At 66.4% G+C, this 25123-nt stretch carries 22 protein-coding genes; 11 read left to right on the top strand and 11 right to left on the bottom strand.

The annotated features are described in order from the left end of the window. Positions 1-16: 16 nt before the first annotated feature. Positions 17-451 carry a universal stress protein gene (locus ACFQ2S_RS06750; RefSeq protein WP_386073693.1) on the bottom strand — a complete coding sequence of 145 codons (435 nt, stop codon included), beginning with the start codon at positions 449-451 and terminating at the stop codon, positions 17-19. Between the two features lie 555 nt (positions 452-1006). Here ACFQ2S_RS06750 and ACFQ2S_RS06745 point away from each other — a divergent pair. From ACFQ2S_RS06745 to ACFQ2S_RS06715, 7 genes are read left to right on the top strand one after another with little or no spacing between them, the layout of a single operon-like run. Beyond that, entirely contained in the window at positions 1007-3859 is a 2853-nt protein-coding gene (locus ACFQ2S_RS06745) for a monovalent cation/H+ antiporter subunit A (RefSeq protein ID WP_386074300.1), read from the top strand. A 1-nt stretch (position 3860) separates the two neighbouring features. After that, the gene (locus ACFQ2S_RS06740; RefSeq protein ID WP_089232367.1) at positions 3861-4277 is read left to right on the top strand and encodes a Na+/H+ antiporter subunit C; all 417 of its coding nucleotides are present in this window, start codon (positions 3861-3863) and stop codon (positions 4275-4277) included. Then, on the top strand, positions 4274-5800 hold the full coding sequence (locus ACFQ2S_RS06735) for a monovalent cation/H+ antiporter subunit D (protein ID WP_386073692.1): 1527 nt from the start codon (positions 4274-4276) through the stop codon (positions 5798-5800). The genes ACFQ2S_RS06740 and ACFQ2S_RS06735 overlap by 4 nt, the downstream gene beginning before the upstream one ends. A 16-nt stretch (positions 5801-5816) precedes the next feature. After that, positions 5817-6308 (top strand): Na+/H+ antiporter subunit E, encoded by a 492-nt coding sequence (locus tag ACFQ2S_RS06730; RefSeq protein WP_089232606.1) that lies wholly within the window; start codon positions 5817-5819, stop codon positions 6306-6308. Next, entirely contained in the window at positions 6305-6574 is a 270-nt protein-coding gene (locus ACFQ2S_RS06725; protein ID WP_089232369.1) for a K+/H+ antiporter subunit F, read from the top strand. The genes ACFQ2S_RS06730 and ACFQ2S_RS06725 overlap by 4 nt, the downstream gene beginning before the upstream one ends. A gap of 7 nt (positions 6575-6581) precedes the next feature. Next, entirely contained in the window at positions 6582-6965 is a 384-nt protein-coding gene (locus ACFQ2S_RS06720) for a Na+/H+ antiporter subunit G (RefSeq protein ID WP_386073691.1), read from the top strand. Between the two features lie 26 nt (positions 6966-6991). Beyond that, complete coding sequence (locus tag ACFQ2S_RS06715) at positions 6992-7510, top strand: redoxin domain-containing protein (protein WP_386073690.1); 519 nt, start codon at positions 6992-6994, stop codon at positions 7508-7510. A gap of 24 nt (positions 7511-7534) precedes the next feature. Here ACFQ2S_RS06715 and ACFQ2S_RS06710 read toward each other — a convergent pair whose 3' ends face one another. After that, the gene (locus tag ACFQ2S_RS06710; RefSeq protein WP_386073689.1) at positions 7535-8941 is read right to left on the bottom strand and encodes a bifunctional enoyl-CoA hydratase/phosphate acetyltransferase; all 1407 of its coding nucleotides are present in this window, start codon (positions 8939-8941) and stop codon (positions 7535-7537) included. Positions 8942-9104: 163 nt separating this feature from the next. After that, positions 9105-10331: an acyl-CoA dehydrogenase gene (locus ACFQ2S_RS06705; protein WP_386073688.1), complete on the bottom strand. Its 1227-nt coding sequence runs from the start codon at positions 10329-10331 to the stop codon at positions 9105-9107. A 179-nt stretch (positions 10332-10510) separates the two neighbouring features. On the opposite strand from ACFQ2S_RS06705, the gene ACFQ2S_RS06700 reads away from it, so the two are divergent. Then, positions 10511-10750 carry an Lrp/AsnC ligand binding domain-containing protein gene (locus ACFQ2S_RS06700; RefSeq protein ID WP_386073687.1) on the top strand — a complete coding sequence of 80 codons (240 nt, stop codon included), beginning with the start codon at positions 10511-10513 and terminating at the stop codon, positions 10748-10750. A gap of 9 nt (positions 10751-10759) precedes the next feature. Here the strand turns inward: ACFQ2S_RS06700 and ACFQ2S_RS06695 are convergent, their stop codons facing one another. Further along, positions 10760-11482, bottom strand: a complete 723-nt coding sequence (locus ACFQ2S_RS06695; protein ID WP_386073686.1) for a lysophospholipid acyltransferase family protein — start codon at positions 11480-11482, stop codon at positions 10760-10762. A 410-nt stretch (positions 11483-11892) separates the two neighbouring features. Between ACFQ2S_RS06695 and ACFQ2S_RS06690 the strand changes: the two genes are divergently transcribed. Further along, the gene (locus tag ACFQ2S_RS06690) at positions 11893-13434 is read left to right on the top strand and encodes an acetyl-CoA hydrolase/transferase family protein (protein WP_386073685.1); all 1542 of its coding nucleotides are present in this window, start codon (positions 11893-11895) and stop codon (positions 13432-13434) included. 49 nt (positions 13435-13483) lie between these two features. On the opposite strand, the gene ACFQ2S_RS06685 is transcribed toward ACFQ2S_RS06690, so the two are convergent. The 5 genes from ACFQ2S_RS06685 to ACFQ2S_RS06665 are packed head-to-tail and all read right to left on the bottom strand — an operon-like array spanning position 13484 to position 19257. Continuing rightward, positions 13484-14434, bottom strand: a complete 951-nt coding sequence (locus tag ACFQ2S_RS06685; protein WP_386073684.1) for an ABC transporter substrate-binding protein — start codon at positions 14432-14434, stop codon at positions 13484-13486. Between the two features lie 55 nt (positions 14435-14489). Continuing rightward, positions 14490-15491 (bottom strand): ABC transporter permease, encoded by a 1002-nt coding sequence (locus tag ACFQ2S_RS06680; protein ID WP_386073683.1) that lies wholly within the window; start codon positions 15489-15491, stop codon positions 14490-14492. After that, complete coding sequence (locus ACFQ2S_RS06675) at positions 15484-17040, bottom strand: sugar ABC transporter ATP-binding protein (RefSeq protein ID WP_386073682.1); 1557 nt, start codon at positions 17038-17040, stop codon at positions 15484-15486. Before ACFQ2S_RS06675 ends, ACFQ2S_RS06680 begins: the two co-directional genes overlap by 8 nt. 8 nt (positions 17041-17048) lie before the next feature. Further along, positions 17049-18197 (bottom strand): Gfo/Idh/MocA family protein, encoded by a 1149-nt coding sequence (locus ACFQ2S_RS06670; RefSeq protein ID WP_386073681.1) that lies wholly within the window; start codon positions 18195-18197, stop codon positions 17049-17051. Position 18198: 1 nt separating this feature from the next. Continuing rightward, positions 18199-19257 (bottom strand): sugar phosphate isomerase/epimerase family protein, encoded by a 1059-nt coding sequence (locus ACFQ2S_RS06665; RefSeq protein ID WP_386073680.1) that lies wholly within the window; start codon positions 19255-19257, stop codon positions 18199-18201. Between the two features lie 193 nt (positions 19258-19450). Here ACFQ2S_RS06665 and ACFQ2S_RS06660 point away from each other — a divergent pair, with 193 nt between their 5' ends. Together ACFQ2S_RS06660 and ACFQ2S_RS06655 are read left to right on the top strand one after the other, a co-directional pair. Then, positions 19451-20509 (top strand): LacI family DNA-binding transcriptional regulator, encoded by a 1059-nt coding sequence (locus tag ACFQ2S_RS06660; protein WP_386073679.1) that lies wholly within the window; start codon positions 19451-19453, stop codon positions 20507-20509. Positions 20510-20531: 22 nt separating this feature from the next. Then, positions 20532-21866 carry a cytochrome-c peroxidase gene (locus ACFQ2S_RS06655; RefSeq protein ID WP_386073678.1) on the top strand — a complete coding sequence of 445 codons (1335 nt, stop codon included), beginning with the start codon at positions 20532-20534 and terminating at the stop codon, positions 21864-21866. 205 nt (positions 21867-22071) lie between these two features. Here the strand turns inward: ACFQ2S_RS06655 and ACFQ2S_RS06650 are convergent, their stop codons facing one another. Further along, positions 22072-23649, bottom strand: coding sequence for a CRTAC1 family protein (locus tag ACFQ2S_RS06650; protein WP_386073677.1), 1578 nt, complete (start codon positions 23647-23649; stop codon positions 22072-22074). Next, a complete protein-coding gene (locus ACFQ2S_RS06645; protein ID WP_386073676.1) occupies positions 23646-24917 on the bottom strand; it encodes an ROK family transcriptional regulator in 1272 nt (423 codons plus the stop codon). Before ACFQ2S_RS06645 ends, ACFQ2S_RS06650 begins: the two co-directional genes overlap by 4 nt. Between the last annotated feature and the right edge of the window lie 206 nt (positions 24918-25123).

Here is a 25123-nt window from a genome sequence, read left to right as displayed (position 1 = left end):
CGGCCGACAGGGCGCGTCAGTCCGAGTTGCGCACCACGAACACGGATTGCTTGGCGTGCCGTACGACGCGCGCGGCGTTGGGGCCGAGCAGGTAATCCTCCAGCCCCGGCTTGTGCGAGCCGAGCACGATCACATCGGCGCCGATCTTGTCCGCGGTCCGGAGGATGTTGTCGTAGACACTGCCCTTCACGACCGTGAGGTCGTAAGAAATGCCCTCCGGGACTTCCTCCTCGGCCCAGGCGGCGAAGCGCTTGCGCTCGTCGTCGATGATCTGCTTCTTCTGGGCCGCGCTGAAATACGACCCCACGATCGACATGCCGAAATCCGGGATCACGTTGACGATGTGCAGGGATGCCCCGTGATCCTTCGCCAGGCGGAATGCCACCTCGGCGACCTTGTGCGCGGAGGGGCCATCGTTCAGGTCGATGGCAAGCAGAATGGACGAGTACATCTTGGGGCTCCTGGGATAGGCCGACGCAGGGAAGATGGCGCGGCCGGGGGGGATTGCTGCGACGGGCCATAGGCGCCGGATCGCTCCCATGCACCCCTCGCAGGGTGTCCGCTTACCACGGGGCAAGGATCAGCGGAATCGCAATCGTCCGCCGCGCCACCAGCCCGCGGAATGGCCGTCATGCAAGCAGGCCATCGCAGCGGCCCTGAGCGGCCCCGGAGCGGCATCTCGGCGCAGGAGCGGAGCCGCGCAGCCCGATCCCGCCGGGAACGCCCCCTCGCTCCCATGTTCCCGGAAGCAGCCGGGCCGGATCGTCCGGACGCCTTCGAATCAAGACCCGGCCGCCGCGCCGAGCCACCCTGCGCGCCGACGCCTCACGGGGGCATCTGGCGCCCTCCTGCAACCTGCGAATTCGTTGATGTATCCCGCCTGCGACGCCGGTTTCGACAAGGACCGATTTGCTTTTCCCGACAAATTTCCTACTAATCCCCGAAACGCTTGCGCGACAGCCTACCAGGAGAAGATGGGGACGATGACGTGACAGAGCACACGGATGTGACGCTTGCCCTGATCGCGGCCCTGCCGTTCATCGGCGCGCTGTTTCCCGGACTTATGATCCGCGTCGGCAGGAACGCCTGCGCCCTGTCAGCCGGTTGGGCCACCCTCTCCGCGCTGATCCTGCTGGGGATCCATTCCACCGCCGTCTGGCGCGGCGAGATCGTCACCTACCGGCTCGACTGGATGCCGCTGCTCGGGCTCAACGCGCATTTCATGCTGGACGGGCTCGGGCTGCTGTTCGCCACGATGATCCTCGGCATCGGCCTGCTGATCATCCTCTACGCGCGCTTCTACCTCTCGCGCGAAGAACCGATGGGCCAGTTCTACACCTACCTGATGCTGTTTCAGGGGGCGATGCTAGGCATCGTCCTGAGCGACAACATCCTGATGATGGTTATTTTCTGGGAACTTACGTCGCTTTCCTCGTTCCTGCTGATCGGCTACTGGCGGCACACGGGCGCGGGCCGGCAGGGCGCACGGATGGCGCTCGCGGTGACCGGGATGGGCGGGCTGGCGCTGATCGGGGGGATGCTGCTGCTGGGCGAAGCCGCCGGCACCTACGACATTTCCGAGATCCTGACGCAGCGCGAGGCGATCCAGGCCTCGCCGCTCTACGTCCCGGCGCTGCTGCTGATCCTGCTCGGCGCCTTCACCAAGTCGGCGCAGTTCCCGTTCCACTTCTGGCTTCCGCACGCCATGGCGGCCCCCACGCCGGTCTCCGCCTACCTGCACTCGGCCACCATGGTGAAGGCCGGTCTGTTCCTGATGGCGCGGCTCTGGCCGGTGCTGTCGGGCACCGACCTCTGGTTCTACCTTGTCGCCACGACGGGCCTCGTGACCATGGTCGTTGGCGCGGCCATCGCGATCTTCAAGGACGACCTCAAGGCGCTGCTGGCCTATTCGACCGTCAGCCACCTCGGGCTGATCACGATGCTGTTAGGCTTCGGCACGACGGCGGCGGCGACGGCGGCGGTGTTCCACATCATCAACCACACGATCTTCAAGGCCGCGCTTTTCATGACCGCCGGCATCGTCGATCACGAGACCCACACCCGCTCGATCAAGCGGCTGGGCGGGCTTCGGCACCTGATGCCGATCACCGCCACCCTGGCCACCGTGACCGCGCTGTCGATGGCGGGCATTCCGCTCCTCAACGGCTTCCTCTCGAAGGAGCTGATGCTTGAGGAGGCCTCGCACACCGCATGGGCCGGGAGCTACTGGGTGATTCCGATGCTGGCGACGCTCGGTGCGACGCTGTCGGCGGCCTATTCCTTCCGTTATGTCGGCCACGTCTTCCTCGGCCCGGTGCGCGACGATTACCCGTCCAAGCCGCACGATCCGCCGTTCGGCATGTGGGCCGCGCCCGCCCTGCTGTCGGTGATGGCAGTGGTGATCGGGATCTTCCCGCAGGCGACGGTGGGCAATTTCCTGCATGTCGTGGCCGATGCGACGACCGCGCAGCACCTCGAGGCGCACAAGCTCAAGATCTGGCACGGCTTCACCCCGGCGCTTCTGATGAGCGTCATCGCCACGATCGGCGGCCTTGCGATCCTCTATGCCTTCGCGCCGCTCGATCGGATCTGGGCGGCCATGCCGAAACCCGAGGCGAAGCGGATCTTCGAATCCCTCGTGGAAACCCTGCACCGCAGCGCCGGCCGGCTGTCCAACAACCTGCATGACGGGCGCCTCACCAAGTTCGTGGCGATCCTCGGCACGGCGACAGTGGCGGCCGGGCTCTATGCCTTCTCCTCGGGCACGCACACGCCGGGCACGCGGGCGACCCTGGATCCGACCATGGTCGACTACATCGGCGCGATCCTGCTCGCGGCCTCGACGATGGCGATCATGACCTACCACCGCTCCCGCCTGCTGGTGCTGGTGCTGATCGGGATCAACGGCCTGATCGTGTCGATCATCTTCGTGCGGCTCTCGGCCCCCGACCTCGCCATGACGCAGGTGACCGTGGAGGTCGTGACGCTGATCCTGATGCTGCTGGCGCTGCACTTCCTGCCCAAGCACACCCCGCGGGAATCGAGCTGGAGCCGGCGCGGACGCGACATGGCCGTCGCCGGGGCGGCCGGCATCGCCGTGGCGGCGTTGGCATGGGCGCTGATGACCCGCGATTTCGAGACGATCTCGGGCTATTACATTACCAACGCCAAGCCCGAAGGCGGCGGCACCAACGTGGTGAACGTGATCCTCGTGGACTTCCGCGGCTACGACACCTTCGGCGAGATCATCGTGCTCGGCATCGCCGCCCTGCTGATCTACGCGCTGGAGGAGGCGCTGATGGAAGGGCGGGCCTCGCGCAAGCTGGCCAACTGGGTCCACGAGATGCGCTATTCCAAGGATCGCCACCCGCTGATGATGGTGGTCGCGACCCGGGTGATGATGCCGATCTCGCTGATGGTCGGGGTCTACATCTTCCTGCGCGGCCACAACGACCCCGGCGGCGGCTTCATTGCCGGCCTCGTCGTCGCGATCGCGCTGCTGATGCAGTACATGGCCTCCGGCTTCGCCTGGGCCACCGAGCGGATCAGCATTCCCTACCACGCCTTCATCGGCTGGGGCGTGCTGATCGCGGCGATCACCGGGATCGGCGCCTGGTTCAACGGCCTGCCGTTCCTGACCAGCGCCTACGGCTATTTCCACATCCCGCCGATCGAGGAATTCGAACTGGCGACGGCAATGGCATTCGACCTCGGCGTTTTCCTGACGGTGGTCGGCGCGGTGATGCTGGCGCTCTACTCGCTGAGCCGGCTGGCGCGGCGCACCGGTGAATCGGTCAACGTCTCGCCGATGGATTACGACCCCTCGGCGCTGGCCGCCGACGACGGCCCGGAGAACTGAGATGGAAGCACTTCTCGCACTCGTTATCGGGCTTCAGACCGCCGGCGGGATCTACCTGATCCTGCGGCGGCGGACCTTCTCGGTCATCGTCGGCACCGCGCTGTTGACCTATGCCGTGAACCTGTTCCTGTTCGCCAGCGGCCGGCTTGCGATCAACATGCCGCCGGTCTATTCCAAGTATGCCGAAGGCTACACCGACCCCCTGCCCCAGGCGCTCGTGCTGACCGCCATCGTAATCTCCTTCGGGATGACGGCGGTGGCGGTGCTTATCGCGCTCGGGGCCTTCCTCGAATCCGACACCGACCATATCGACCTGCGCCGCTCGCCGGGTGAGATGGACCTCGATCCGGACGAGATCCCCTGGGAGGAGGACCCCACCGAACCGGGCCTGCAACGGCCGAGGGGAGATTTCGGATGAACAACTGGATCATCGCTCCCGTCGTGATGCCGGCCATCGTGGCCGCGGTCATGGCGATGGCCATGCGCCACGACCTCGTGCTGCAGCGCGTGTTCTCCGTCGCCATGACGGTGGCGCTCATCGCCATCGCGGGCGGGCTCTACATCTCCACCCTCGACGGCACCATACACGTGTACCGGCTGGGCGACTGGCCGGCGCCCTTCGGCATCGTGCTGGTGCTGGACCGATTGGCCGCGACCATGCTGGTGCTCACCTCGCTTCTGGCCATCGGCGTGGTCCTCTACGCGATGGGCAGTGGCTGGGACGGGCGCGGCTGGCACTTCCATGCGCTCTTCGCCTTCCAGCTCATGGGGGTGAACGGCGCCTTCCTGACCGGCGACGCCTTCAACCTCTTCGTCTTCTTCGAAGTGCTGCTGATCGCCTCCTACGGGCTGATGATCCACGCCGGCGGCGGCGTGCGGTTGCGCGCGGGCCTGCAGTACGTGGTGATGAACCTCGCGGGCTCTACGCTGTTCCTGTTCGCGATGGGCACGCTCTACGCGGTCACGGGCACGCTCAACATGGCCGACATGGCCCTGGGCGTGCGGGAGGTGCCCGCGGGCAACCAGGCGCTGCTGCTGGTCGGCGGGGCGCTGCTGCTGATCGTGTTCGGCATCAAGGCGGCGGCATTTCCGGTGCAGTTCTGGCTGCCCGGAACCTACCGCAACGCGCCGATGCCGGTGGCCGCGCTCTTCGCCATTCTGACCAAGGTCGGCGCCTACTCGATCATCCGCATGTACACGCTGGTCTTCGGCACGGGTTCGCCGGCGATCGGAGACTTCTTCATCGGGCTGATCCTGCCGGCAGGCCTGGCGACGCTGATAATCGGCGCCATCGGCGTGCTTGGAGCGAAACAGCCGCCGCGGCAGGCCGCCTTCGCGGTGCTGGCCTCGATGGGCACGCTGCTGACCGCGATCGGCCTCGGGACCGAGCAGGCGACGGCGGCGGCGCTGTTCTACCTGCTGCACTCGACCTTCGCCGCAGCCGCCCTGTTCCTGGTGGTGGACCTGATCCTCGCCTCGCAAGGGCCGACGGTCCGCGCACCGGGCGGCTTCGTCGCCTCGCTGTTTTTTGCCGCCGCCATCGCCTCGGCGGGGATGCCGCCCCTCAGCGGCTTCCTCGGCAAGCTGCTGATCCTCGACGCCAGCAGGGACGCGGCCTGGATGCCGACGATCTGGGCGATCATCCTCATCACATCGCTGCTGGTCATCGTGGGCTTCACCCTGCGCGGCAGCCGGTATTTCTGGAAACCGCTCGATCCGCATTTCGCCAATCCCAAGAACCTCGATCTCGACGGCAACCCGATCCCGGCGCACCCGCTGCGCCCGCTGGCGCTGACCGCCGCCGGCATCCCGCTGGCGATGATGGTGCTGCTGACCCTGGCCGCCGGCCCGGTGCTGCAGGCGATGGAGGACACCGCGGCGCAGATCTGGGATCCGGATCGCTATATCGAGGCGGTGCTCGGGCCGCAGGAGGAAGGGTAGGACCATGATCGGAGCCATCCTGAGACGCGTCTTCCCGCACCCACAGCTGACCGGCTTCCTGGTGATCATCTGGCTTCTGCTGGTCAACACCATCACCCTCGGCAACCTGCTGCTGGGCGTCGTTCTGGGCGTGCTGATCCCCGGCATCACGCAGCCCTTCTGGCCGGACCGCCCAAAGGTCGGCAAGCCGCTGAAGGCGGCCGAATACATCCTGCTGGTGCTGTGGGACATCTGCATCGCCAACATCGCGGTGGCGAAGATCATCCTGTTCAAGTCGAACGCGAACACCCACAGCCAGTGGATCGCGGTGCCGCTGGAGCTGCGCTCGCCGGAAGCCATCACGATGCTGGCCGGCACGATCACCATGACGCCGGGCACCGTGACCGCGATGCTTTCGGCCGACGCCAGCCACCTGCTGGTCCACTGCCTCGATACGGACGATCCCGACGCCGTGCGCGACGAGATCAAGCACCGCTACGAGCGGCGCCTGAAGGAGATCTTCGAATGATTACCTTTGCGCTCTACTTCGCCATCGCCTGCTACGGGATCGGCCTGTTGCTGAACCTCTGGCGCATCCGCTTCGCCCCAGGCGTCGTCGACAGGATCCTGGCGCTCGACACCATGGTCATCAACGCCATCGCCCTGCTGAACATCTACGGCATCCTCGTCGGCACCGCGGTCTATTTCGAGGTCTCGCTGCTGATCGCCATGTTCGGCTTCGTCTCCACCGTCGCCTATTGCCGCTTCATCCTGCGCGGCAACATCATCGAGTGAGGAAGCCATGAACCTGATTGCCGAGATAGTCATTTCGTTCATGCTGATCGTCGGCGGGATCTTCGGCCTGCTCGGGTCCTGGGGGCTGGTAAAGCTCAACGACACGATGCGCCGGCTCCATGCGCCGACCAAGGCCACGACGCTGGGCGTCGGCGGCGTGCTGATCGCCTCGATGGTCTATTTCGCCGTCGTCATGGAGCGCGTGTCGTTCCATGAATTGCTGATCACCGCCTTCCTGCTGATCACCGCGCCGATCACCGCCAATTTCGTCGCGAAAGCCCACATGCACCGCGACGTGAAGGAGCGCGATCTGCCTCCCACGGGCGGCGACTACGGCTGGGCCGGTTATGACGAGATCGGCGACGGCAAGCAGCCGATCGACACCAAGTAACGCCCCTTCACGAAGCGAGAGACCAGATGACCGACACCAAACCCGCCGCCGGCGGCCCGCTGCCCCAGATGGCCTTTCCGAAGCTCGGCGGTGGGCAGATCGCGGTCGGCGGCCCGCGGGAACGCCACACGCTGCTTGTGGTCTACCGCGGCAAGCATTGCGGGCGCTGCAAGAAATACCTCGCGGGCCTGGAGTCGCTCAAGGGCGACTGGGAGGACGCGGGCTTCGACGTGATCGCCGTCTCCGCCGATCCCGAGGCGAAGGCGCAGTCCGACGTGGCCGAGTTCGGCTGGAGCTTCGATGTCGGCTACGACCTGGGCGAGGCGCAGATGCGGACGCTCGGCCTCTACGTCTCCGAACCGCTGTCGCCCGAAGAGACCGACCGCCGCTTTGCCGAGCCGGCGGTGTTCTGCGTCCGCCCCGACGGGATCATCCAGGTGGTCTGCCTGTCGAACGGCCCCGCCGCACGCCCTGACCTGGCGGAATTGCTGGACGGCATGAAGTTCAACATCGCCCACGACCGCCCCGCGCGTGGGACGGCCTGAACCGGCCGAAGCAGCGCCCCGGGCTCAATGTTCGGGCGTGAGACCACGGATGCGCGCATGGTGCAGCGCCGCCACCGCGCACGAGGCCAGCCGCGCCATGTCGCCATCAGACCGTGAGTTGAGGATGATCGGCACGCTGGCGCCCAGCACCAGACCTGCCCCCTCGGCGTGCGAGATATAGGCCAGTTGCTTGGCGAGCATGTTGGCGGAGTCGATGTCGGGCGGCACGAGCACCTCGGCGCGCCCGGCCACCTCCGAGGTGATCCCCTTGGTCCGCGCGGCGCCGATGTCGACGGCGTTGTCCATGGCCAGCGGCCCGTCGACCAGCCCGCCGGTGATCTGCCCGCGATCGGCCATCTTGGACAAGAGCGCCGCGTCGATCGAGGACGGAATGTCAGGGTTCACGGTCTCCACCGCCGACAGCACCCCGACCCGCGGCACCGCGATCCCGATGGAGATCGCGACATCGATGGCGTTCTGCACGATGTCGACCTTGGTCTTCAGGTCCGGCTGGATGTTCACCGCGGCGTCGGTCACCAGCAGCGGGTGCGGCACGCCGGGCACGTCCATGACGAAGACATGGGTGAAGCGCCGCCCGGCGCGCAGGCCGCGCTCCTTGCGAAGCGCCGCCCGCAGCAGATCGTCGGTGTGCAGGTGCCCCTTCATCAGCGCCCCGGCCCGGCCGTCGGACACCAGGTCCACCGCGCGATGCGCGGCCAGCGCGTGATCGGGCTCGTCGATGATCTCGACGCCTTCCAGCGAAAGCCCGGTCTCGGCCGCGGCGGCGGCGATCCTGTCCGGCGCACCGACCAGGATCGGCGTGATGATGTTCTGCGCGTGGGCCAGCAGCGCACCGCCCAGGGAACGCGGTTCCTCCGGGGCGATAACGGCTGTGACCAGCGGGTCCAGCGGCGCGGCCAGCGCGACAAGCTTCTCGAAATGCCGGTGGCGCTGCACGATCAGGCCCGGCACGTCGAGCGCGTCGAACCGCAGCTTGCGGGTCGGCGCGGAGATGAGCGCCTCGCCGGAGACGATCACCGCCCCGTCTGCAGCCCGCCGCACCTCGGTGGAAAGCCGGACTTCGTGCTCCGGCAGCTTCTCCAGCACCCGCACGGTCACCACCAATTCGTCGCCCGCCTGGGCATGGCCGGAGAAGTCGAAGCTCTGGTGGCGATAGAGCGTGCCCGCGCCGGGCAGCAAGTTGCCCAGCACCGCCGATACGAGCGAGCCGACCCAGAGCGACGGCGCAATCGCCTCCGGAACCCCGTCGCCATCGCCGTCATAGGCCGCGAGGTGCATCGGGTTGTGATTGCCGGAGGCCGTGGCAAATACCAGGAAATCCTCCTCGCGGGCGATCCGGACCAGGCTGGCCTCGTCGCCGACCTTCAGCTCCTCGTAGGTGCGGTTCTCGAAGGTGGTTCCCTGTGTCATCGGTGCAATCCCCCGGAATGATCGGTGCCTCGGCATGCCGGCGGGTGGCGTCGGCACTCTTTGTCAGGCGGGCGCACAACGGCCCGACGACGAGGATGGCCGATGGCCGGCCCACCGTCGATGGGGGTGTTGCGAAATTTCCGTGACAGCAGGTCCCGCCTGCCTACTGGAACGCCTGGATCCCGGTCTGTGCCCGCCCGAGGATCAGCGCGTGGACGTCGTGGGTGCCCTCGTAGGTGTTCACGGCCTCGAGGTTCATCACGTGCCGGATCACGCCGTATTCGTCGGAGATCCCGTTACCGCCCAGCATATCCCGCGCCTCGCGCGCGATGGCGAGCGACTTGCCGCAATTGTTGCGCTTCATCAGGCTCACCAGCTCCGCGGGCGCGCGGTGCTCGTCCATCAGCCGGCCGAGGCGCAGCGCGCCCTGCAGGCCCAGGGCAATCTCGGTCTGCATGTCGGCGAGCTTCTTCTGGATCAGCTGGTTGGCGGCGAGCGGGCGGCCGAACTGCTTGCGCTCGAGCGTGTAGTCGCGCGCCATGTGCCAGCAGGCCTCCGCAGCACCGAGCGCACCCCAGGCGATGCCGTAACGGGCGCGGTTGAGGCAGCCGAAGGGCCCCGCAAGGCCGCTGGCTTCCGGCAACAGGTTCTCTTCCGGCACGAAGACCTCGTCCATCATGATCATGCCGGTGATCGAGGCCCGCAAGCTGAACTTGCCCTCGATCTTCGGCGTCTCCAGCCCCTTCATCCCGCGCTCCAGCAGGAAGCCCTTGATCTTGCCGCCATGCGCCTCGGACTTGGCCCAGACCACGCAGACATCGGCGATCGGGCTGTTGGTGATCCAGTTCTTAGAACCGGAGACGAGGTAGCCGCCGTCGACGGGCTTGGCGCGCGTGACCATGCCGCCGGGGTCGGAGCCGTGGTCGGGCTCGGTCAGGCCGAAACAGCCGACCAGTTCACCGGTCGCGAGTTTCGGCAGGAAGCGCGTGCGCTGCTCCTCTGTGCCATAGGCAAAGATCGGGTGCATCACGAGCGAGGATTGCACCGACATCGCCGAGCGGTAGCCGGAATCGACCCGCTCCACCTCGCGGGCCACCAGCCCGTAGGAGGTGTAGTTCACGCCCGCACCGCCATATTCCTCGGGAATCGTCGCGCCCAGCAGGCCGAGCGCGCCGAGTTCTGTCATGATCTCGCGGTCGAAGACCTCGTGCCGGTTGGCCTCGAGCACCCGGCGCGCGAGCCCGTCCTGGCAATAGGCATGGGCCGCGTCCCGGATCATCCGCTCCTCTTCGCTCAGCTGATCGTCCAGGAGGAACGGGTCCTCCCAGACCAGCGGCGCCGGACGCGCGCGGGCAAGCTCGGGGGTGTTGGGGTGATCCTCGGTGGCCATCGGCGCTCCTCCATGTTCTCTGCCCGTCGGTGCGACGGAGTTAGACACTTTTTCGCGGAACTTCAAAGGCGCTGCGAGGCCCGCGACAAAACACGCGCCTCCCATGCCGCCCCACTTGCCGCTTGCGCTTGGCGGCAAATCCGCGATGGTTGGCGGGCACCACCGGAAGGAGCCTCGCCATGAGCCATTGCGTTTTCGTCCAGATCCGCTGCGCCCCCGGCACCACCTACCAGGTGGCCGATGCCATCGCCCTGCGCGAGATCCACTCGGAGCTCTACTCCACCTCCGGCGAATACGACCTGCTGCTGAAGCTCTACATCCCGGAGGGCGAGGACGTGGGCCATTACATCAACGAGAACGTGGCCAGCGTCGAGAACGTGCAGCGCACTCTGACGACCATGACCTTCCGCGCCTTCTAGACGACAGGCTCAGCCCTGCATCGCGTCGTAGGTGGCCACCATCCCGGCGCGCAGGCGATCGACATCGGCGTCCACGCTCGCACCCGTGTCCGGGTGAAAGCTCTCCATCACCTCGATCCGGATCGTCCCCGCCCGCGGCATGAGAGCGCCACGCGGAAGCAGTGCATCCGAGCCCGCGATGACGACCGGGCGAATGCTGCGCCCGGTTGCGCGCGCGACCATCAAAATGCCCGCCTTGAACTCGCCGAGCGCCTCGCCCCGCGCCCGCGTGCCCTCGGGGAACAGGATCAGCGAACGGCGGGCCGGCATCGCCTCCACGGCCCGCGTCAGCACCTGCAATGCCTGGCTGCCGCTCTTGCGGTCGATCTCCACGAGGCCGGCCGCGCGGAACCCGCGCCCGATCAGGCGATTGTCGAACAGTTCCTTCTTGGCGCCGAAGGTCACCCACTTCGAGGCAGGCACGTTCGCCAGAAGCGCGAACCCGTCGAGGTGACTGCGGTGGTTCACCGCAAAGAGGCTGTTGATATCCGCCTCCAGGCGCTGTCGCGCCTCGGGGCTGATCTCAACCCGTATGCTGAGGAACCAGAGGAGCCAGCCGCAGGAGCGCGGCACGAGCCGCCAGTACCAGCCCCGGAAACCGCGCCGGCGGTCGCAGACATAGGGCGCCGCGCAGATGAACAGGAACAGCGCCGGGCCGATGACGACGAGCGCGAGGCGCTTGAGAAATTGCAACGGGTATCCTTCCGGATCGGGGCAAGGTTTGGCGGGGCCAGCCGGTTCAGGAGACGCATGCGCCCCGATGCCGTAAAGGCACTCCCCCTCTGAGCCCAGCCTGTCCCGCGTATTCGCCGCGCTGTCAACGCAAAGCCGCCGCGGCCCGGCAAGCCGCGCCAGGGAGGGCTTCGGCCTGCCATGCCACCAGGGCCTAGCGGGTATCCCGTTTTGGGCGGTCAAGTGGCGCCTCGTCACATTGCTGAGGGGTGGGGTTTCTGCCTATCAATCTGGCAAGCCTCACTAAACCACCGGCATGCGGACGCAGCGGTAGCTTTCGATGAGGTTTGTCGTTGAGGAGGCGCGGGGCAATGACCCGCGCCGCTGGACATCCCCCGGCCCCGAGCCGGGAAAACCCGGAGGAATCAATCGTGACATCGTCGGACCGTATCAAGAACGCCTTCCTGCGCTCGAAAATCATGACCGCGGAAGACGCGGCTTCGCTCATCCAGTCGGGCAACACCGTCGGGATGAGCGGATTCACCGGGTCCGGCTACCCCAAGGCACTGCCACCGGCGCTGGCCGAACGTATCGAAGCGGCCCATGACGCCGGCGAGAAGTTCAAGATCAACCTCTGGACCGGCGCATCGACCGGCCCCGAGCTGGACGGCGCCCTGTCGAAGTCGGATGCCATCGAATACCGTCTGCCCTACAACTCCGATCCGGTAGGCCGGGAAAAGATCAACCGCGGCGAGATCGACTATCTCGACATGCACCTCAGCCACGTCGCCCCGATGGTCTGGGAAGGGTTCTTCGGCAAGCTCGACGTCGCGGTCATCGAGGTGACCGGCGTCAACGAGGATGGCTCGCTCATCCCCGCGACCTCTGTAGGCAACAACAAGACCTGGATCGACTGTGCGGAAAAGGTGATCCTCGAGGTCAACAGCTGGCATGACGAGCGACTGCTCGGAATGCACGACATCTACTACGGCACCGCCCTGCCCCCCAACCGCGTGCCGATCCCGATGGTCTCCGCCGACGCGCGCATCGGCCAGCCGACCTTCCGCTGCGACCCGCACAAGGTCGCCGGCGTTATCGTGACCGACCTGCCGGACCGCAACGCGCCGTTCTCGCCGATCGACGACACCTCCCGCACCATCGCCGCGCACCTGATGGAGTTCCTCCAGCACGAGGTGAAGATGGGCCGGCTCACGAACCGGCTGCTGCCCCTCCAATCGGGCGTCGGCAACGTGGCCAACGCGGTACTCGACGGGCTGAAGGACACACCTTTCCACGACCTGAAGGCCTATACCGAGGTGCTGCAGGACGGGATGATGGACCTGCTGGATTCCGGCCAGCTCCTGACCGCCTCCTCCACCGCCTTCTCGCTCAGCCCCGAGGCCGCCGTCAGGTTCCGGGAGAACCTCGATTTCTACCGTGACAAGGTGATCCTCCGCCCGACGGAGATCTCGAACCACCCCGAGGTGATCCGCCGCCTTGGCTGCATCTCGATGAACGGCATGATCGAGGCCGACATCTACGGCAACGTGAACTCGTCGCTGGTGATGGGCTCGCGCATCATGAACGGCATCGGCGGGTCGGGCGATTTCGCGCGGAACTCCTTCATCTCGATCTTTGTCTCCCCATCGGTCGCCAAGGGCGGCAAGATCTCGACCATCGTGCCGCAGGCCAGCCACGTCGACCACATCACCCAGGACGTGCAGGTCCTGGTGACCGAGCAGGGCCTTGCCGACCTGCGGGGCCTGGCGCCAAAGAAACGCGCCCAGACGATCATCAAGAACTGCGCGCACCCCGATTACCGCCCGATGCTCGAAGATTACTTCGCACGGGCCATGCGGGACTCCTATGGCCTACAGACGCCTTCACTGCCGAGCGAGGCGCTGTCCTGGCACCAGCGGTTCATCGACACCGGCTCCATGCGCCCACGAGCGCCGCGAGCGAGTGACAAATAAGCGCCCGGCAGAAATGCCGGGCGCTCTGCTGTTTTCCTGTGTGACCGGATCAGAACGGGCTGTCCGGGAAGTAGAACTTCTCGGCGTTTTCCTGGGTCACCAGCACCGAGCCGATCACGAACTTGCCCGAGACCGGCGCGTTGGAGACAAAGTTCAGCGCCGTGAGCTCGATCGCCGTGCCGCTCATCGAGGGCGGATAGGTCACGTTGGCCTTCACATAGGGATCGCCGTCGCGGACGCGGGCAATCATTTCCTTCATGCCGGCGCCGCCGAGCACCCACATCTCGTCCATCCGGCCGGCTTCCTTGATTGCCGCCAGAACGCCGATGGCCATATCGTCATCCGAGGCCCAGACCGCATCGATCTCGGGATACTTGCTGAGGAAGTCCTGCATCACGGTGAAGGCGTCGTCGCGGTTCCAGTTGCCGTGCTCCATGCCGAGGATCTCGATGCCCGAGCCTTCGATCGCCGCCTGGAAGCCCTCTACGCGCTCGTTGTCGATGGTCGTCGGGATGCCGCGCAGTACAACGATCTTGCCGCCGTCCGGCATCATCGACTTGAAGAACTCTCCCGAGGTGGTGCCGAAGCCGGGGTTGTCGCCGGCGACATAGAGATCCTCGATGCCGGCTTCCGACAGGCCACGGTCGATCACCGTCACCCAGGCGCCGCTGTCCTTCACGCGCTTCACCGGAGCGGTCAGGGGCTCGGATTCGAAGGGTAGCACCACCAGCGCGTCGATGTTGCGGGTGGCCATCATGTCCTCTATGTCGTTGACCTGCTTGGCCGGATCGGAGGCTGTGGCGAGCACGAAATCGAGCTCGGGATAGGTCGCTTCGAGCCGGTCGATGGCTTCCTGCGCATGGAAGTTCATACCGCCGGCCCAGCCATGCGTCGCCGCCGGGATCGAGACCCCGATCACCGTGGTTTCCTGCGCGAAGGCACCGGAGGCGCCAAGCACCATGGCGACCGCGGTTGCGCCGAAAAGGTGTTTCATAATCATACTCTTCCTCCCTAGGTTTCCCAGTTCTGCGCTCCTCCCCGGAGCGCGTCTCCCATCAGCGGGATGACTTCCTGGCGCGTTGCAACACAACGGCCAGAATGATGATCACGCCCTGGATCGCCCCGTTGAGATAGGGGCTCACGAGGTCCGTGAGATTGAGAATGTTGTCGATCAGCCCGAGGATCAGCACGCCCACGACGGTGCCCCAGACCCGGCCAAAGCCGCCCGACAGAAGCGTGCCGCCGATGATGACGGCCGCGATGGTCTCCAACTCCCAGAGCAGGCCGGTGGAGTTCGAGGCCGAGCCGAGGCGCGGCACGTAGAGCACCGAGGCGAGCCCGACGAGCGTGCCGAGCACCACATAGGTCAGCATCCGCACGCGCTTGACATGGACCGCCGAGTAGAGCGCCACCTGCTCGTTCGAGCCGATGGCGGCGCAGTGCCGACCATAGGCGGTGTGGCGCATGGCGATCTCACCGAGGATCGCCACCACAGCAAAGACGATGATCGGCCAGCGGATGCCGAAGAGCCCGCCGTAGTAGACCGGCTCGTAGAGACTGCCGAGCGCGAAGTTCAGCGAAATCGTGCCGCCGTCCGCCAGCCAGGTCACGAGGCTGCGGAAGATCACCATCGAGCCCAGCGTCACGATAAAGGCCTCTATCCCCATCCGGGTGATCAGGAACCCGTTGACCGCCCCTGCTAGCGCGCCCAGGACCAGCCCTACGCCCATACCGATCAGGATCACCCCCCAGCTTGTGCCGAGGGACGGGATCAGCGCGTTCATGATCATGATCATGATGCCTGCGATAAAGGCCGTCATCGACCCGACGGACAGGTCGAGCCCGCCCGCGGTGATCACGAAGGTCATGCCGACCGCCATGATTCCGATGAAGGCCGAGCGCGACAGCACGTTGGTGATGTTCTGCTGGCCAAGAAAGTCGGGGTTCAGAAGCGTGCCGATCACCACCAGCACAACCAGCGCCAGGATCGGCCCGAGCGCCTGAAGATCGAACTTGAACCCTGCCTTTCCCGGGGCATTCGTGGTTTGCTCAGCCATTGCTGTTGCCCTTCTTTTCCAGTCCCATCGCGAGGCGGACGATAGTATCCTCGTTCACGTCCACGCCCTGAACCTCGCCTGCGATCCGGCCGCGCCGCATCACCGCAACGCGGTCGCACAGGCCGATCACCTCGGTCATCTCCGAAGAGATCACGATCACCGAATGCCCGGCCGCGGCGAGATTGTGGATGAAGCCGTAGAACTGCTGTTTGGTGCCGACGTCGATGCCGCGGGTCGGCTCGTCGATGATGACGATCTGCGGATCGGCCAGCATGATCTTGGCCAGCAGCAGCTTCTGCTGGTTGCCGCCCGAGAGGTTGCCCACCAGCACGCTGCGCTCCGGCGCGCGAATGTCGAACTCCTTGATCGACCGGTCGAGCGCCGCCTCCTCCGCCCGCTTGTCGACCAGCAAGTTGGAGAACTTCTTCAGCGCCAGCAGCGTCAGGTTGCGCCGCATGTCCTGGGTCAGGATCAGACCGTGTTCCTTGCGGTCCTCCGGCAGATAGACCAGCCCGGCCGCCATCGCCGCCTCGACCGAATGCAGGTGTACGGGTGACCCATTGATCGCAACCGTGCCCGTGGAGGCGCGCACACCGATCAAACCTTCCATCAGCTCGGTCCGCCCCGAACCCACAAGCCCGGCAAAGCCCAGGATCTCGCCGCGCCGGAGCGTGAAGGACACGTCGTGTACAGTGGTGCCGACGCTGAAGTCGCGCACCTCGAGCACAGCTTCCTGGCCGTCCGAGGGGCGTTTGGCCGGGAACATGTCGCTCAGCTCGCGCCCGACCATCGCCTCGGCCATCTGGTCCACGTTCATCTCGCCCCGCAGCGCGGTGCGCACGATGCGCCCGTCGCGCATCACCGTCACCCGGTCAGCGATCCGCGCCACTTCGTCGAGCTTGTGCGAAGTATAGAGGATCGCCACCCCTTCGGCCTTCAGCCGCTCGATCTGGGCGAATAGAATGTTGGTCTCGCGCGTGGTCAGCGCCGCCGTGGGCTCGTCCATGATCAACACCCGGGCCTGCCGGGTCAGTGCCTTGGCGATCTCCACCATCTGCTTTTCCGGCACCGAGATCGACGAGACCTGCGCCCTCGGGTCGAGCGGCGTCTCCAGCCGCGCCAGCAGATCGCGGGTCTGCGCCCGCATCGTCGCGTGATCCAGCAGCCAGCCGCGCTTCAACTCGTGGCCGAGAAAGATGTTCTGCTCGACCGAGAGGAGCTGCGCGAGGTTGAACTCCTGGTGGATCAGCGTCACGCCGCAGGCTTCGGCTTCCCGCGACCGGGCAAAGCTCACCGGCACGCCGTCGAGCAGGATCTCGCCCGCCGAGGGGGCCAGATAGCCCGACATTATCTTCATCGTCGTGGACTTGCCGGCGCCATTCTCGCCGATCAGCGCGTGGACCTCGCCGGCATGCAGCTCGATGCCGATGTCATGCAGGATCCGGATCGGCCCGAAGGAGCGCTGCACGTTGCGCAGCGCCAGCGCCGGGACCGCCGTCTGTCCCGGCGGCGGCTCCGGCTGGCCCGATTGAAGGGTCGTCGCTTGCATGGTTTCCCTCACGCCAGCTTGACCCAGGCCGCGTCGCGGGCCGAAGAGCGGACGCAGGCGTCGACAAAGGCGACCCCGGCCAGCCCGTCATCGACCGTCGGGAACACCACGTCTCCCGGGATCTCTGCGCCGGCCTGTTTCGCCCGGATCGCCCGAGCCGCCTCGGCGTAGATGTTGGCGAAGCCTTCAAGATAGCCTTCCGGGTGCCCACCCGGCGTCCGCGACACTCGGGCCGCGACATCGCGCGCGCCGCTACCTGCGCGAGTCAGCAGCCGCTTGGGCTCGCCGAAGGGCGTGTACCAGAGGTAGTTCGGATCCTCCTGGGCCCATTCCAGCCCGCCCTTTTCGCCATAGACCCGGAGCCGCAGCGCGTTCTCGTTGCCCGGCGCCACCTGGCTGCACCAGAGCATCCCGCGCGCGCCGCCCTTGTAGCGCAGCATGACGTGGCCGTTGTCGTCGACCCGCCGCCCCGGAACGAAGCTCTGCAGGTCGGCCGAGAGCGCCTCCAGCTCCAGCCCGGTCACGAAGCCCGCGAGGTTGAAGGCATGGGTGCCGATATCGCCGGTGGAGCCCCCCGCCCCGGAACGCTCCGGATCGGTCCGCCATTCGGACTGCTTGTTGGTGCCGGTCTGCTCGACCGCCTCGGTCAGCCAGTCCTGCGGATATTCCACCTGCACCACCCGAATCTTGCCCAGCTCGCCCCGCGCCACCATCTCGCGGGCCTGCCGCACCATCGGGTAGCCGGTGTAATTGTGGGTCAGCACGAACAGCGCGTCGCTCTCGTGGGCCAGCTTGGCAAGCTTGCGCGCGTCCGGCAGGGTCGAGGTCAGCGGCTTGTCGCAGATCACGTGGATGCCGCGCTTCAGGAATTCCCGCGCGATCGGGTAGTGCATGTGGTTGGGCGTGACGATCGCCACCGCCTCGATCCCGCCCTTGATCCGGTTCTCCCGGATCGCCATCTCGCGGAAATCGCCATAGGTCCGGTCGGGTGCCAGCCCGAGCGCCGCGCCACTTGCCTGCGCCTTTTCCGGCGTGGAGCTGAGCGCCCCGGCGACCAGTTCGTATTCCCCGTCGATCCGCGCAGCGATACGGTGGACGGCACCGATGAAGGCGTCCTTGCCGCCGCCGACCATGCCAAGCCTGATGCGATCCGCCATGTCAGCCTCCGATTCCGAGCATCTTGCGGTTGGCGGCCTCGTCGGCGCCGCTGTCCGCGAAATCGTCGAAGGCCTTCTCGGTCACACGGATGATATGGTCCCGGACGAACTGCGCCCCCTCGCGGGCCCCGTCCTCGGGGTGCTTGAGGCAGCATTCCCATTCGACCACGGCCCAGCCGTCGAAATCGTTGGCCGCCATCTTGGAGAAGATCGCCCCGAAATCGCACTGTCCGTCACCAAGCGACCGGAACCGCCCGGCCCGGTCCACCCAGCTCTGATAGCCGGAATAGACACCCTGCCGGCCGGTCGGATTGAACTCCGCGTCCTTGACGTGGAACATCCCGATCCGGTCCTTGTAGATGTCGATATTGTCTAGGTAATCAAGGCATTGCAGCACGTAGTGGCTAGGATCGTAGAGCATCATCGCCCGCGGGTGGTTGTTCACCCGTTCGAGGAACATCTCGAAGGTGACCCCGTCGTGCAGATCCTCGCCGGGATGGATCTCGTAGCATACGTTCACGCCACATGACTCGGCATGATCGAGGAGCGGCTTCCAGCGCCGCGCCAGCTCGTCGAAGGCCGTCTCGATCAGCCCGGCCGGCCGCTGCGGCCACGGGTAGATATAGGGCCAGGCCAGCGCTCCGGAGAAGGTCGCGTGCGCCGTGATGCCGAGGTTCTTCGACGCGGTCAGCGCCTTTTTCACCTGGTCCACGGCCCATTCCTGCCGCGCCTTCGGATTGCCGCGCACCTCCGGCGCCGCAAAGCCGTCGAAGGCGGCGTCATAGGCCGGGTGCACGGCCACGAGCTGCCCCTGCAGGTGGGTGGAAAGCTCCGTCACCTGCACGCCGTTGGCCTCGGCCACGCCCTTGAACTCGTCGCAGTAATCCTTGCTCTCCGCCGCCTTGGCGAGGTCGATCAGCCGGCCGTCCCAGCTTGGCACCTGAACACCGACATAGCCGCAATCGGCGGCCCAATTGGTGATGCTGTTCCAGGAATTGAACGGCGCCTCGTCACCGGCAAACTGCGCCAGGAACAGGGCGGGCCCCTTGATCGTCTTCATCGTATTCCTCCTCGAGCGACGAGACAGACAGCATTCGCACGGCTCCTCCTCGGCCCCGCGAATCCCTTATGTAATCCATTACATCGGCATCATACGGTTGATGTAATCGTTTACAAGTACCATCGAGATGCTAATCTCGGCAAAAGCGTCGGCACCCGAAAACACCGGCAGGCCGGCAGAACGAGACACAGCAATGACAAAGCGCGCCCCATCCATTCGAGACGTGGCCATCGCAGCCGGCGTTTCCACGGCGACCGTCAGCCGGACCCTCTCCTCGCCGGAGGTTGTGAGCGAAAAGACGCGCGAAACCGTGTATCGGGCGATTTCGGAAACCGGCTACCGGCTCAACGTCATGGCTCGAAACCTGCGGCGACGCGAGACCGGCGCGATCGCGGTGCTGCTCCCCAACCTCGGCAACCCGTTCTTCGCCAAGATCCTGTCGGGGATCGCCGAGGTCATGTCGGCCGCCGGCTACAACGTGCTGATCAGCGACACCACACCGACCTCGCCCGACGACCACCGCTTCCCGGAATACTTCAGTCACAACCAGACCGACGGGCTGATCGTGCTGGATGGCATGCTCAATCGCGAGCTGCTGCTGAACCGAGGCACGCCGGAGGTGCGTGCACCGATGGTCTTTGCCTGCGAATGGATCGACGAGATCGAACGGCCGAAGGTGACGATCGACAACCGCGCCGCCTCGGAACGCGCGGTCAGCCACCTGATCGAGCTCGGTCACCGGCGCATCGGCCATGTCTGCGGCCCGCCGGACAACGTGCTGACCCTCACCCGCCGGCAAGGCACGCGAGAGGCGCTTCAGGCGGCCGGCCTCCCCTGCCGGGACGACTGGTTTTACGCGGGAGATTTCTCTCTGCAATCCGGCGCCGATGCCGCGCGGCGCTGGTGCGAGACGCCCGACCGCCCGACGGCGGTGCATTGCGCCAGCGACGAGATGGCGATGGGGTTCATCGGCGAATTGCACCGCCGGCGCGTGCGGGTGCCGGAGGATGTGTCGGTGGTCGGGTTCGACGACCTCGAGATCACCGCGCATTTCATCCCGCCGCTCACGACGATCCACCAGCCCCGGGTGGAGATCGGTCGCGCCGCGGCGCGGATGCTGCTTGAACGGATGCGAATCCCGCCGCAGGATCGCCAGCGTGGACCGGTGCCGCGGCTGGTCCTGCCGGTCGAACTGGTGGCACGGCTCAGCACCGCACCGCCCCCCGTCGACACCCGGCAGAACGCCGGCTAGGCGGCCAGCGGGAGGAGGAACCGTGAGACAACCGACACATGCCGCAGCCCTTGTCCTGCTGCTCGGTCTTGCCCCGGCCACGGGCCGGGCGCTCGACCTGCCACCACCCATCACCGACGACTTGTATGAGCCAGTCGACATGGCGCTGGCCGAGGTCGGACACCTGCTGTTCTGGGATCCGATCCTGAGCGGCAATCGCAACATCGCCTGCGGCACCTGCCACCATCCACGCTTCGGAACCTCCGACGGCGTGTCCCTGACGATCGGCGAGGGCGGCATCGGCCTCGGCCCGGAGCGCCGCCCCGACCCCGACAACATGCCCGAGCAGCGCGTGCCCCGGAACGCGCCGGCATTGTTCAACCTCGGCGCGAGGGAATTCACCACGCTGTTCCACGACGGCCGCATCCAGGCCGACCCGGCGCAGCCCAACGGCCTGCGCACGCCGCTCGCCCAGGAGATGGTCCAGGGCTTTTCAGGCGTGCTCTCCGCCCAGACCATGTTCCCGGTGCTGAGTCCCGACGAGATGGCCGGCCATTACGGCGAGAACGAAATCTCCAAGGCCGTGCGCTCCGGGCGGCTGACCGGCGAGGGCGGCGCCTGGGACCTGATCGCCGCGCGGGTCCGCGGCATTCCCGAATACCAAGCCGCCTTCGAAACCGCCCTTCCGGAGGTGTCCGCCGGCAAACCAGTGAGCTTCACCGACATTTCCGACGCCATCGCCGAATTCATCGCCCTCGAATGGCGCGCCGACGACAGCCCGTTCGACCGCCACCTCCGCGGCGAGGCGCCGCTCACAGGCGACGCGCAGCGCGGGATGGAACTGTTTTTCGGGGAGGCCGGGTGCAGCACCTGCCACTCCGGTCCCTTCTTCACCGACCACGGGTTTCACGCGATGGGCGTGCCCCAGTTCGGGCCGGGCAAGGCGGAGCGTTTCGAGAGCCACTCGCGGGACGAGGGCCGGTTTCGGGTGACCGGGCACGAAGAGGACCTCTACGCCTTTCTCACACCGAGCCTGCGAAACGTCGCGGCGACCGCTCCCTACGGACATACCGGATCGCACCGCGACCTCGCGGCCTTCCTCGCCCATCACGTCGACCCGAGTGCCGGCCTCTCAAGCTTCGACCGAAGCCAGCCGATCCTGCACGACTTCGAAGGCAAACCCGTCTGGGCGGCCCTTGACGACCCGGCTGAGGCGGCGCGCATTTCTGCGGCCGCGGGGAATGAGGCGCGCGACATCGGTGACGCGGATCTGGCGGCGCTCGTTGCCTTCCTTGAGAGCCTGACGGACGATGCCAGCCTCTCCGGCCGGTTCGGCGTACCGGAGAGCGTGCCCAGCGGCCTGCCGGTCGACAGGTAGCCCCGGAGCACTCCCGCCCGTCGTCGTCGCATCAAGGATGCGCCTCCTCCCGTTGGGCCGGGCACGCTACGCGTGCCGGCGCCTTTGGAATGCAATCAGAAAAATACAGGTCGAATGATCGCATTGCCGCGCGCTTGCGCGCGGCCCGGCCCAACGGGAGGAGGCGCCGCGGCGCCGACGACGGGCGGGAGCCCCCGGTTGCCTCTCAGTGCGGAGCGGACCTGCTCAGGAGGCGGACCTCAAGTCCGCGCTCCGCGGCGCGGCAGACCTCTACCGCCTGGTTCGCCGCCACCTCGACCCAATCGCTCATTGCACCGTCGGGCCAGATGACTCGCAGCTCAACTGCCTCTGCCGCGCCGAGCCCGAAGTGTTCCGGCAGCGCGCGGCCGCTTGCGTGGTAGCCGCCGACCGTGATCTCCCTTGCCGTGATCCGCCCCTCCGCATCGCGCAGCTCCAGCCAGGCGCCGACGGCGAAGCCATTGCTCCCCGCCTGCCGCGGCTGCACCGCCAGCCAGTTGCCGGCGCTCTCGGTGACGTTCCGGTAGAGTTCCATCGGCGCGCGGCGGTTCACAACAGCGAGATCCAGTCGGCCGTCCCCGTCGAAATCGGCCAGCGCCGCCCCTCGCGACCGCTCCGTCGTCGCCACCCCGGCCTCGACCGAGCGTTCGACGAAGGTGCCGTCGGGCTGTTGCACCAGCAGGTTGTTCGGGTCGTTGATCGCGTTGCTCGGCATCTGGTCCACGTTGCCCTTGGCGATGAACAGGTCGTCCCGGCCATCGTTGTCGACATCGCCGAACTGCGCCGTCCAGCCGGTGGAAGGCCGGCCGTCGTCGCCGAGGTGCGGGCGTTGCGCGAATGTGCCGATCTCGTAGGGCGCCTGCACATAGTCCGACACCCCGTCAGACAGCAGCGTCAGCTGATCCGCCATGGAGGTAAGAACCAGGTCGGGCCGACCATCGCCGTTCAGGTCACGGCTGGCGATTCCCATGCCCCAGATCGAGAATTTCTTCCAGCCATCCTCCGCTCCGAGCAGTGCCGGCGCCTCGCCCATCCGCCACATCTGCTCTGCGCCGCCGCGCACATAATAATGACGGTCGTTTGAGACCCGGAGGTCCTGCCGGCCGGCACGCGTCCAGTCCGAGAACAGCATCGACAGCGCACAGAAGCCCGGTTCCAGCAGGACTGGCGGGCCGTAGCGCAGGCCCTCGGGTCGGTGCAACTCGTTCACGTCGCAGGCCTCGAAGGGACCCTCGGGGTCGGTGCGGTCGACATAGTTGCCGAAAGCCAGTGTCGGACGGGATGCACCCGGCTCCCAGGTCGCGGAGAAGGCAGTGGTCCAGCGATCCCCCGCCTCCAGCCCGAACCTCTCCGTGGCATCCTCGAAACGACAGTGGCCTTGCCCGTGCAGCAATACATTGGGCCCCACCCGCAGCACGGCAAGGTCCAGCAATCCGTCGTCGTCGATGTCCAGAGGATAGGCGCCAGTCACGCCGGAAAGCTCCGGAATGCCCTGCCCGAGCGCAAAGGACAGCGGCGCGCCGGCGCCTTCCGTCCGATTCACGAATAGGCGCGCCGGGGCCTCGCCGCCTGCCACGAACATGTCCGGCAGGGTGTCGCCATTGCAGTCGAAGGTGGCGAGCCCGCCGCCGACGAAATGCTCCCAGCCACCGGAATAGACATGTTCGACCGGCAGCGCAGCGCGTGCATCTTCGAAGCGGACCTCGCCCCCGAAGGCTGGCAAACCGGCGAGAAGCGGAAGCAGCCCGAGCGCCAGGCGCGTCATGCCGCGGTTTCCCCGGCGCAGCGGGCCGCAGTTTGTGCCTCGAGCGCCAGCGTCGCCGCGCCACGTGCCCAGACGAGGTCGCCCCAGGCGTTGATCTCGATCCTTGGCAGGGTGCGCCCCTTGTTCACCGTCATCTCCCGCACCTCCGTGAGCACGTCCTCGGCATAAAGGTAGTCGTATTTCATCCGTGCGCCCGACAGGATCACCAGCGACGGATCGAAAAGGTTGATCACGTTGGCAAGCCCGGCGGCGAGGAAACGCCCGGCGCGGCGAAAGATCGTGCGCGCGGCCTCGTTGCCAGCCTTGGCCTGGTCGTAAAGGCTTTCCAGCATGACCTGGGCGCTGCCGGACGCGGTGCGGTGCAGGTCGAGCGCCACCGACGCCTCCCGCACCAGCGCATAGTCGGAAACATAGGCCTCGAGACATCCACGCTGACCACAGCGGCATAGCGCTCCGTCGAGCTGCACCTTGGTGTGGCCGATCTCCATCCCCACTGAATGCGCACCGCGGTAGAGACGGTGATCCATCACCAGCCCCATCCCCACGCCGTATTCGAGGGTGACGACGGCAAAGTCCGGCAACGCCCTTCCCGCCCCGTACCAAAGTTCCGCGAGGGTGAGCAGGTTGGCGTCGTTGTCCACATAGACCGGCAGGCCGAGATGGTCCGACATCAGCGAGGCGAGCGGCAGATCGATGCCGCGGATGATCGGCGACCATAGGGCAACGCCCCGTGCGTGGTCGACCATCCCCGGAACGCCGACCCCGAGGGCCGCGATGTCGCTCCGCTTCATGCCAGCCTCGCTCAGCAGACGGACAAGCAGCGCGTCGGCTTCCTCGACCAGAAGGTCGAGATCGGTTAGCAGGCTGGTGCGCGGAAGGCTCGCCTCTGCGACCGGGCGGCCGGAGAAATCGACGATGACCCCGGTATGGACCAGATCACTGAGTTTGATGCCGGCGACGTAGCCTGCCTCGGGGCGTACCTCCAGTGCCACCGGCGGCCGCCCCCGGCTGCTCGGATCACGCGGCACCTCGACCTCCTGCAGAAGCCCCGCGCCCAGAAGGTCGGCGACCTGGGTGGACACGCTCGCCGGGCTGACCTCGAGCCGCTTCGCCACGTCGATCCGCGACAGCTGACCCTGCGAGCGGATGCAGTCGAAGACCTGTTGGCGCAACGGCAGAACGGTCGTTTCACGCGTCGAAAGGATCGGACCGCAACCTGAAGGCGGCAGAAGTCGCGACACCGAATCCGAAGTCTTCAGACCCACCATTCGTTCAGCCTTCCAAATAATTACAATTCTGCAGCGCAGAAATAGAGGGCGATCGTGCCGATTGGACACAGTTTTCGATCCTCAATGAACCATACCCCCGCAATCTTGTCGATTTTTATTTTGACAAATGAAATAAATGGCGCGATGGTCACCCTCAGGGGAACCCCAAGGTCACCCCTGCCCTTCACGCAGGGTAAAATCGGGAG

The organism is Tropicimonas aquimaris, from assembly GCF_042676185.1.
GTDB lineage: Bacteria > Pseudomonadota > Alphaproteobacteria > Rhodobacterales > Rhodobacteraceae > Tropicimonas > Tropicimonas aquimaris.
This window is presented reverse-complemented; position numbering and strand designations above follow the sequence as displayed.